Below are 8,230 nucleotides of genomic sequence, written 5' to 3'. Positions count from 1 at the left end.
GCCCCCAGGCGACCTCGTGGCCCGCCGCCGCCCACGGCAGGTCGCGGGCAAGCACGGCGCGTACGGTCAGCCATCGCTCCCCGGCGGGCCCGTCCGCCGTGTCGGGCAGCTTGCACTCGCCGCCCGCGGCGGGCACGTCGAGCCGGTGCTCGGCGACCGTCTCCCCCTCGACCTGCACCGTGGCGACGAACTCCAGGTGGGACAGGTCGGTGTAGCCGTAACCGTTGACGACGCGGACGATGCCGTCGCCGAACTCGATCCGCACCGGCTCGAAGACCTTCTTCAGGTCGAGCAGCCCGGGTGACGGCGTGCGGTCGGGGAAGACGAGGCCGTCGATCACGAAGTTGCCGTCGTGCAGGGGCTCGCCGTAGTCGCCGCCGTAGGCGTAGCCGAACTCGGGGTGGGCGAGGCCGTGGTCGATCCACTCCCAGACGAACCCGCCGGCCAGGCGCGGGTAGCGTTCGAACAGCTCCTGGTACTCGGCCAGGCCACCGGGGCCGTTGCCCATGGCGTGGGCGTACTCGCACTGCAGGAACGGCATCGCCCGCCGGCGCGCGTCCAGCGCGGGGTCGTCGAGCGGGTCCTCCTCGTACCGGCCGATGGCCTCGACCTCGGCGTGGGAGGCGTACATGCGGGAGTAGACGTCGGTGTGCGCGCTGGACCGGTCGCCCTCGTAGTGCAGCGGCCGGGACGGGTCGCGCTCGCGCGCCCAGTCGGCCATGACGGCCAGGTTGCGGCCCGCACCGGCCTCGTTGCCGAGCGACCACATGATGACGCTGGGGTGGTTCTTGTCGCGTTCGACCATGCGCCGCATGCGGTCGAGCAGCGCGTCGGCGTAGCGGGGGTCGTCGGTGGGGTTGCCGCGCCAGCCGACCTCGCCGAAGCCGTGGGTCTCCAGGTCGCACTCGTCGACGACCCACAGGCCGAGCTCGTCGCACAGGTCGAGGAAGGCCGGGTGGGGCGGGTAGTGGCTGGTCCTGACGGCGTTGACGTTGTGCCGCTTCATGAGCAGCACGTCCTCGCGCATCGTCTCGTACGGGACCGCGCGGCCGTGCTCCGGGTGGAACTCGTGCCGGTTGACGCCCTTGAGCAGCAGCGGCCGGCCGTTGGCGAGCAGCACGCCGTCCTCGATGGAGATCGTCCGGAAGCCGATCCGCAGCCGGACCGTCTCGCCTGGACAGGTCACCACGGCGTCGTACAGGCGCGGGGTCTCGGCCGTCCACGGCTCGGCGTCGAGGGTGACCCGCGCGCCGGGTTCGAGGCCGGTGACGCCCAGTTCGGGCACGCTGAGCGTGCCGGAGCCCGCGAAGCTCAGCGTGCCGCGACCGGCTTCGTAGGAGGCGTGCACGAAGACGTCGGCGGTCGAGCGGGTGAGCGTGACGTCGCGGAAGATCCCCGGCAGCCACCACATGTCCTGGTCCTCCAGGTACGTGGCGGCCGACCACTGGTGCACGCGTACGGCCAGCACGTTGCGCCCGGGCCGGAGATGGGGCCCGGCGTCGTACTCGGCGGGCAGCCGGCTGCCGGTCGAGTAGCCGAGCTCGTGGCCGTTGAGCCAGACCCGGGTGAAGGAGTCGGAGCCCTCGAACCGCAGCCTGCCGCCCGTCCAGTCGCCCGGCAGGTCGAAGACGCGGCGGTAGTCGCCCGTCGGGTTCTCGTCGGGGACGTGCGGCGGGTCGACGGGGATCGGATAGACGACGTTCGTGTACGCCGGCGTGCCGTGGCCGTGCAGGACCCAGTGGGACGGGACGGGGAGTTCGTCCCACGAGGAGTCGTCGTAGCCGGGGTCGGCGAAGTCGGCGGGGACGTCCGCGACCGGCGAGAGTCGGAAGCGCCACGTCCCGTTCAGATCGAGGGCGGGGGCGTCGGAGCGGAGGAAGGCCCGGGGTTCGAGGCGTCCCGAACCGGGGGCGAAAGTTTCGAGATCCATCGCCGCCGAGCCTAGAGGTTCGCGGCGGTTTCGTCATGGATGAGTTTTGTGTCCCGCTGGGTGGCCGTCCGCAGCGAACCGGCTGGGCGAGGACGCCTCCAGGTAGCCCGCCAGGAGGGCCTCCGCGACCGCCGCCACGCTGTCGTCGCCGGGCAGGAAGGCGGGGCTGTGCAGCCCGGCCTCGGTGTCCACGCCGACGAACATCATCAGGGACGGCGCCACCTCGCCGTAACGGGCGAAGTCGTCGGCGCCGCACGAGCGCAGCTCGTCCGTGACGTCCCACCCGTGCTCGCGCAGCCGCTCTCCCGTTCGCACGGTCAGCGCCGGGTCGTTGATCAGCACCGGCTCCCCGGGCCGGATCTCGACCTCGGCCGTGCAGCCGTACGCTCGGGCGGTGTCCTGCACGACCTCGGTGAACCGTTGGTGCAGCCGCTCCCGCCAGGCCGGCGACATCGTCCGCATCGTGCCCTTGGCGGTGGCCTCGCGGGGCAAGGCGTTGGGCGCGGTGCCCGCGTTCACGGTGCCGAACGTGACCACGGTCGGCACCATGGGGTCGGCGGCCCGGCTGACGAGGTGCTGGGCGGCCACGATGACCTGCGCCATGGCCAGGACGGGGTCGCGGGTGAGGTGCGGGTAGGCCGCGTGCCCCTCCACGCCCGTCACGGTGACCGTGAACTCGTCGGCCGAGGCGTTCACCGCCCCCGGGGTGCAGGCCACGGTGCCCTCCGGCAGCAGTGGCTGGACGTGCGCGCCGATCATGGCCTGCACCCGGTGCCGTTCGAGCACGCCGGAGCCGACGACGTCGAGCGCCCCCGACGGCTGGGTCTCCTCGCGCGGCTGCAGCACCACGAGCAGCGGCGCCGTCCCCACGACCGCGTGCGAGCCCGCGCGGGGTTCGAAGCCGGCGAGGGAGGTCGCGCGGGGCTCGGGGGTCACGAGGGGCGGCGTGCGGGACTCGGATGTGGCGCGAGGCTCGGAGATCGTGCGGGCCAGGGCGCGGGCGAGTGCGATCGCGGCGGCCAGGTGGACGTCGTGACCGCAGGAGTGCATGGCGCCGTTGGTGGCGGCCCACGGCACCCCCGTGCGCTCGTCCATCGGCAGCGCGTCCAGCTCCCCGCGCACCGCCACGGCCGGTCCCGGGCCGCCGACCCGCACCACGGCGCCCGTGCCGGCCACGCGTTCGGCGTCCAGGCCGGGCAGGGCGCCGAGCACCCGTTCGAGCGTCGGCCTCTCGTGGCCGGACACGCGCGGCCAGGCGTGCAGCTCCCGCCGCAACGCGATCGCGGTCGGCAGTTCCCTGTGCAGCGCCGCCCGCAGCGCCGTCTCCGCATCCGCGCGGCGACCGTCTACCTTCACCTGTTCTCCACCCTCACCTGCTGTCCTCCTTCACCTGCTGCCCTCCTTCACCTCGTGCGCATCCCCATGGGTTCCACGGCCCCCAGCCCGTAGACGCGGCGGGCGTTCTCGGCGCCGACCATGGTCGCGACGCGCACCGCCTGAGCCGGCGACCACTCCCCCTCGGCCACGAACCCGCCCAGCACCCGCGTCATCGCCCGCCGCCACAACATCGCCCCCAGGTAGTGCAGCTCGGCCGGCCCGAACCCGTCGGAGGAGAACAGCAGCTTGGCGAACGGCGCCACCTCCAGGCTCTCGGCCACCAGGGCCTCGGCCCGCGCCCCCGCGTAGCTCACGCCCAGCCCGACGTCGAAGAAGACGTTCGGGTATACCTGCGCGAGGAACCCCGCGTGCCGGTGGTACGGGTAGCAGTGCAGCAGCATCAGCGGCACCCCGGTGGGCTCGGCCAGCTCGACGAGACCGCGCAGCAGCAGCGGGTCGGAGCGGCGCAGGTCGATGTCGGGGTCGCCGTAGCCGACGTGGAACTGCAGCGGCAGCCCGCGCTCGATGCCGGCCCAGACGAGGTAGCGCACCAGCACGGGGTCCGTCAGGCGCCCGCCACCGGCGGCCAGCCACCGCCCGGCGGCGTCCGTGACCTCCTCGGGAGTGGGCGGCGCGGGGTCGAAGTCGAGCCCGCAGCGGTAGGCGGCGACGGTCTTGAGCCCGCGGGCCGTACGGGCGCGCTCCCACAGCTCCTCCTCGAACCGGCGCGAGAACGCCCCCGCCTCGCACCCGGCGGCGGCCACCTCCTCGGCGACCGTCTCCAGGCGGACCACCTCGTCGGCGGGGACGCCGCTCACCTCCGCCATCCCGGACGGCCCGAGCAGCTCCCCGGCCCGGTAGCCGGTCTCGACGAGGAAGTGCCCGATCCCTGCGGCGCCGAGCAGCGTCCTGTTGGTCTCGGCGGCGCCGAGCCGGGCGCGCCTGGCCAGGTACTCCTCGGGCGCGCAGAACGGCTCCAGCTCCAGCAGCGGGGCGCAGTGGCGCAGGATGGCGTAGCCGACCTGGGAGTCGAACTGCGTCATCCACTGCGGCACGGGCCGGTCCGACTCGGTGATCAGCTCCTCGAACGCCGTGCGCGACAGGTCCTGCGTGGACGCGCCGTGCACGTGGTGGTCCACGAGCGGCAGCTCCTCGATGACGAAGGCCAGCCCGCGGGGCACGAGATCGAGCTCCATGGACATCGGCTGCCCCTCCCCCGGTGTTTCCACGATCTCGTACCCGGTGCCCCTTCCCGCGACCCGCGGGGACGAACACGGCAGGGCCCCGCGGGACGGCGTTCGTCCGGCGGGGCCAGGGGTGGGTCAGGCGGCGGCCTTGGCGGTCAGCGCCACCTGGGCCCGCTTCGTGACGCCGTTGACCGTGACGGCGACCGTGACCTGGCCCGGGCGCAGCGCCGTGAGCGTGCCCGCCTGCGGGTCGAGGACGGCGACGTGCCACGGCTTGGCCGTCCTGGGCGAGCCGACGTGCAGGTTCGGCGAGCCGGACCACGAGACCGACACCGGGTACGCGGCCGGGACCGTCCGGCCGGCCTGCTCGACGGCGGCCGTCACCGGGGCGGGGGCGCCGACGGCGGCGGTCGCGGGGGCCGTCAGGACGAGGTCGTCCACGTGCGGGCGCACCTGCGTGCCGATCCAGTCGGGCGCGTCGGCGAACCAGTTGCGCCTGACGTGCTCGGCCTCCTTGGGCGTCACCGGGTCGACGCCCCACAACGACCAGCCGGTGAACCCGCCGTCGTCCGGCGCGGTGGCGGGGTTCTTGCCGGAGTTGCCGTTGACGAAGTACGGCACCGCGTCCACGCGGCCGGCGTGGAACGTCCCGACGTGCGCCCCGATGTAGGCGGCGCCCTTTCCGGTGGTGCGCTGGAAGTCGGCCAGCCAGCCCTCCACGAGCGCGGCCTCCTTACGGTCGCCGAGCTGGCTCGCCTTGCCGGGCGTGGGGTCGCGCGGCGGCACGTGGAACAGCACCGCGACCGACCCGATCGCGTCGTCCTTCGCGGCCTCGTCCAGCTCGGAGCGGAGCTGGGCGACCTGGTCGAAGCCGCCGCCGCGCAGGCTCAGCCGCGAGGTGTCGAGGGTGACGAACCGGGTGCCCTTGTGGTCGAAGGTCGTGTACGTGTCGCCGAAGACGGACCGGAAGTTGGCGATGTCGCCGCCCATGACCTCGTGATTGCCTGGAATGTAGTGATATTTCACCGTTCCGCCGAGTTCTTCGTCGAGGATGCGCTTGGCCAGCGCGAAGTCCTCGGGCGACGCCTCGTCCACCAGGTCACCGTTGATCACCAGGAAGTCCGGGTTCGCCGCCTTGATCTCGCGCAGCGTGCGGCGCGCGTTCTTGACCAGGTCGCTGTCGGGGTTCCTGGCCACGAACTGGGCGTCCGACATGACCGCGAACGTCCACGGCATCTTCGCGACCTCGTCCCTGACCACCGGGTCGGCGACCTCGGGCGCGGCCGGGGCCTCGACGGACGGCGGCACCTTGGCGACCAGGCCGTCGATCATGATCTCGTTGGTGTAGCTCGCGGCGGCCTTCGTCTCGGCCACGTAGAAGCGCCGCAGCTTGAGCGGGTAGTTGACGCCGGCCGGCACGGTGAACTCGACGTAGCGCCAGCCCGTCCACGTCAGGTAGGGGCCGCGCAGGATCTGCGACTGGCCGAGCGCGTCGTAGAACTCCAGGCTCGGCCACTCGCCCTTGCCGGTCGAGTGGATCCACAGCCCGAACGCCTGCGGCTGCCCGTCGACCACGATCTGCTGGGGCGGGTTGGCGTACGCGGCGCGGGTGGCGGTGGAGGTGGAGAAGTCGTAGGACAGCTTCAGCCCGCCGCCGCTCTGGCCGGGCGCGGCCGACAGGGAGCCGGTGGCGCGGGCGGCGGAGAACGTCCACCGGGCCGCGTCCTCGAAGTCGGCGACCGGCCTGGACTCCATCCCGACGGTCACCGGCAGGGCGGTGGTGAGCTTGCCGACCTTGGCGGTGATGAGGCCGGAGGCGGTGTCCTGCCGGGCCTTGACGGTGAAGTAGCCCTGCTCGGCGGCGGTCACCTCGAACAGGCTCTCGTCGTAGTCGAGCTCGAGGTCGGCGGGCTCGACGGGCGCGGAGTTGCCGTTGCGGTCGTAGCCGACGACACCGAACGTGGCGGAGCCGTCCTTGCCGGGCATGCCGAGCCGGTCGGCGGTGGTCCCGAGCCGCTCCAGCGGCTGCAGCACGGTGAGCTCGATGGTGCCCTCGGCCTTGCCGCGGGAGGCGGTGACGGTGGTCCGGCCGGGCACGAGGGCGTGGAACCTGCCGTCGCGCACGACGCCGTGCACCATGGGGGTGGCCCGCCACGACGGCTTGCCCGCGGCGGGGCCGTACGTCTCGTCGTAGCCGGCGGCGGTCAGCCGGCGGGTGAGGCCGGGGAAGACGCGGTCGGGACGGCCTCCCGCGACGGGCGCGACGCCGGGCGCCTTGGCCGGGTCGCTCGCGGTCTCCACCCAGAAGCCCTTCAGCTCGCCGCTGCCCTCGGGCGCGTACAGCGCGAGCCCGTTGGGGACGTGGCGCTCGCCGCCGTCGGAGGGGCTGTTCTCGACCTGGACCCCGGCCGAGCCGGGCTCGCGGGCCAGCATCGTGGACGAGCCGCCGCCGTCGAGGTTGAGCGCGTTCGCCGCGCCGAGGTCGACCATCATGGCGGCCAGCTCGTTCAGGGTGACGCCGCGGCTGTCGGCCTGGCGGCCGTCCACGGTCAGCAGGTGCATCTTCCTGCCGTCGGCGGAGAAGCCGACGGCGGTGCGCGGGTGGGCGGAGGCGTCGGTGGAGTTCTGCACGACGCCGTCCTTGACCAGCACCCAGTTACCGCCGACGGCGGCCTCGACGGCGCCGCCGTCCGCCGGCTTCGGCTGGTACTTCACGTCGACCTTGTCGCCCACCTTGAGCGCCGACAGCGCGGCCGCCCCGGCGTCGCGGCCCAGCAGGATCGACGTGCCGGCCGGGATGGGGCCGGTGCCGGCGGCCGTGCGCACCTCGGAGACGACGCCGTCCGTCAGCACGACCTCGGTGACGGCCGAGGCGCCCTCGACGGCGCGGGCCCGGTTGTAGGAGCCCCACAGCGGCGTGAACAACCCCACGCCGTCGCGCTGGATGATCTGGTTGAACTGGGTGAGCGCGATCGGCGAGCCACCGGCGGGGGTGGCGGTGCCCTCGAAGAACATCTTGATCACGCGGCCGACGCCGTCGCCGCTGACCGCGACGGCGTTCTCGTGGCCGGCGACCGGCGACTGGATGAGGGTGCCGTCCTGCACGCCGATGCCCTGGGCGGCGCCGGAGTTGTTGATGTCGAAGAAGTCGCCGTTGACGGCCGCGACGGCGCGCGAGCGGGTGGCCGGCCCCGACAGCGGCTCGGTCTTGGAGACCTCGCCGGAGAAGACGTAGTCGGCCTCGGCGCTGCCGAGGTCGGCGGTGAGCGCGTCGGCGCGCAACCAGCCGAGGGCGTCGTAGGTGTCGAACGAGGTCAGTGAGATGCCGGGGGCGACCGGCCGGGTCGTCTTGGCCGTCTCCAGTCTCGGCTGGGCGGCGGCGGCCCGGGCGAGCAGCGTGGAGGACTCCGGATAGGACGACGCTTCGAGCGCGTCCTCTGCGGGCGGTGCCGGGTCGGCCTGTGCGGGCGCGCTCAGCGCCAAGGGGGCTAACAGGAGCGCGGAGGCCAGGATTTTGAGGGTCTGCACGACCAGACTCAATCGCCCGCGGATATAACTTTCAAGACTTGGGGGTGAACTAAAACTAAATTTCAGATCTTGCCCGCCACCGCGCGCCGAGGGCTTCCGGGAAGGCGGGGGAATCGGGGCACGTCACCGGGCGCGACGGGGTTCGCGGGCCGGGCGCGACGCCGGGGTGGCCGGGTCGGAAGCGGGGCGATCGGGCGGCGGGTCAGGC

The 8,230-nt window shown here is 73.2% G+C and carries 4 protein-coding genes; all 4 read right to left on the bottom strand.

The window, feature by feature from the left end; genetic code table 11:
• On the bottom strand, nucleotides 1-1,930 hold a 1,930-nt coding region (locus E1286_RS43825; RefSeq protein WP_132622801.1), incomplete at its 3' end, for a glycoside hydrolase family 2 TIM barrel-domain containing protein.
• Between the two features lie 33 nt (nucleotides 1,931-1,963).
• A complete protein-coding gene (locus E1286_RS43820; RefSeq protein ID WP_223190903.1) occupies nucleotides 1,964-3,286 on the bottom strand; it encodes a M20 metallopeptidase family protein in 1,323 nt (440 codons plus the stop codon).
• A gap of 47 nt (nucleotides 3,287-3,333) precedes the next feature.
• Nucleotides 3,334-4,509 (bottom strand): amidohydrolase family protein, encoded by a 1,176-nt coding sequence (locus tag E1286_RS43815; RefSeq protein ID WP_246075668.1) that lies wholly within the window; start codon nucleotides 4,507-4,509, stop codon nucleotides 3,334-3,336.
• A gap of 120 nt (nucleotides 4,510-4,629) precedes the next feature.
• Nucleotides 4,630-8,022, bottom strand: coding sequence for a phosphodiester glycosidase family protein (locus E1286_RS43810; RefSeq protein WP_246075667.1), 3,393 nt, complete (start codon nucleotides 8,020-8,022; stop codon nucleotides 4,630-4,632).
• Nucleotides 8,023-8,230 lie beyond the last annotated feature (208 nt).

Source organism: Nonomuraea terrae (assembly GCF_004348995.1).
GTDB lineage: Bacteria > Actinomycetota > Actinomycetes > Streptosporangiales > Streptosporangiaceae > Nonomuraea > Nonomuraea terrae.
The sequence above is the reverse complement of the archived record's forward strand: the minus strand, read 5'-3'. Positions and strand labels throughout refer to the sequence as shown.

What these genes read in the sequence shown, in the direction of transcription:
- E1286_RS43815 (WP_246075668.1), bottom strand. Translation starts at nt 4,509, where the DNA reads ATGTCCATGGAGCTCGATCTCGTGCCCCGCGGGCTGGCCTTCGTCATC.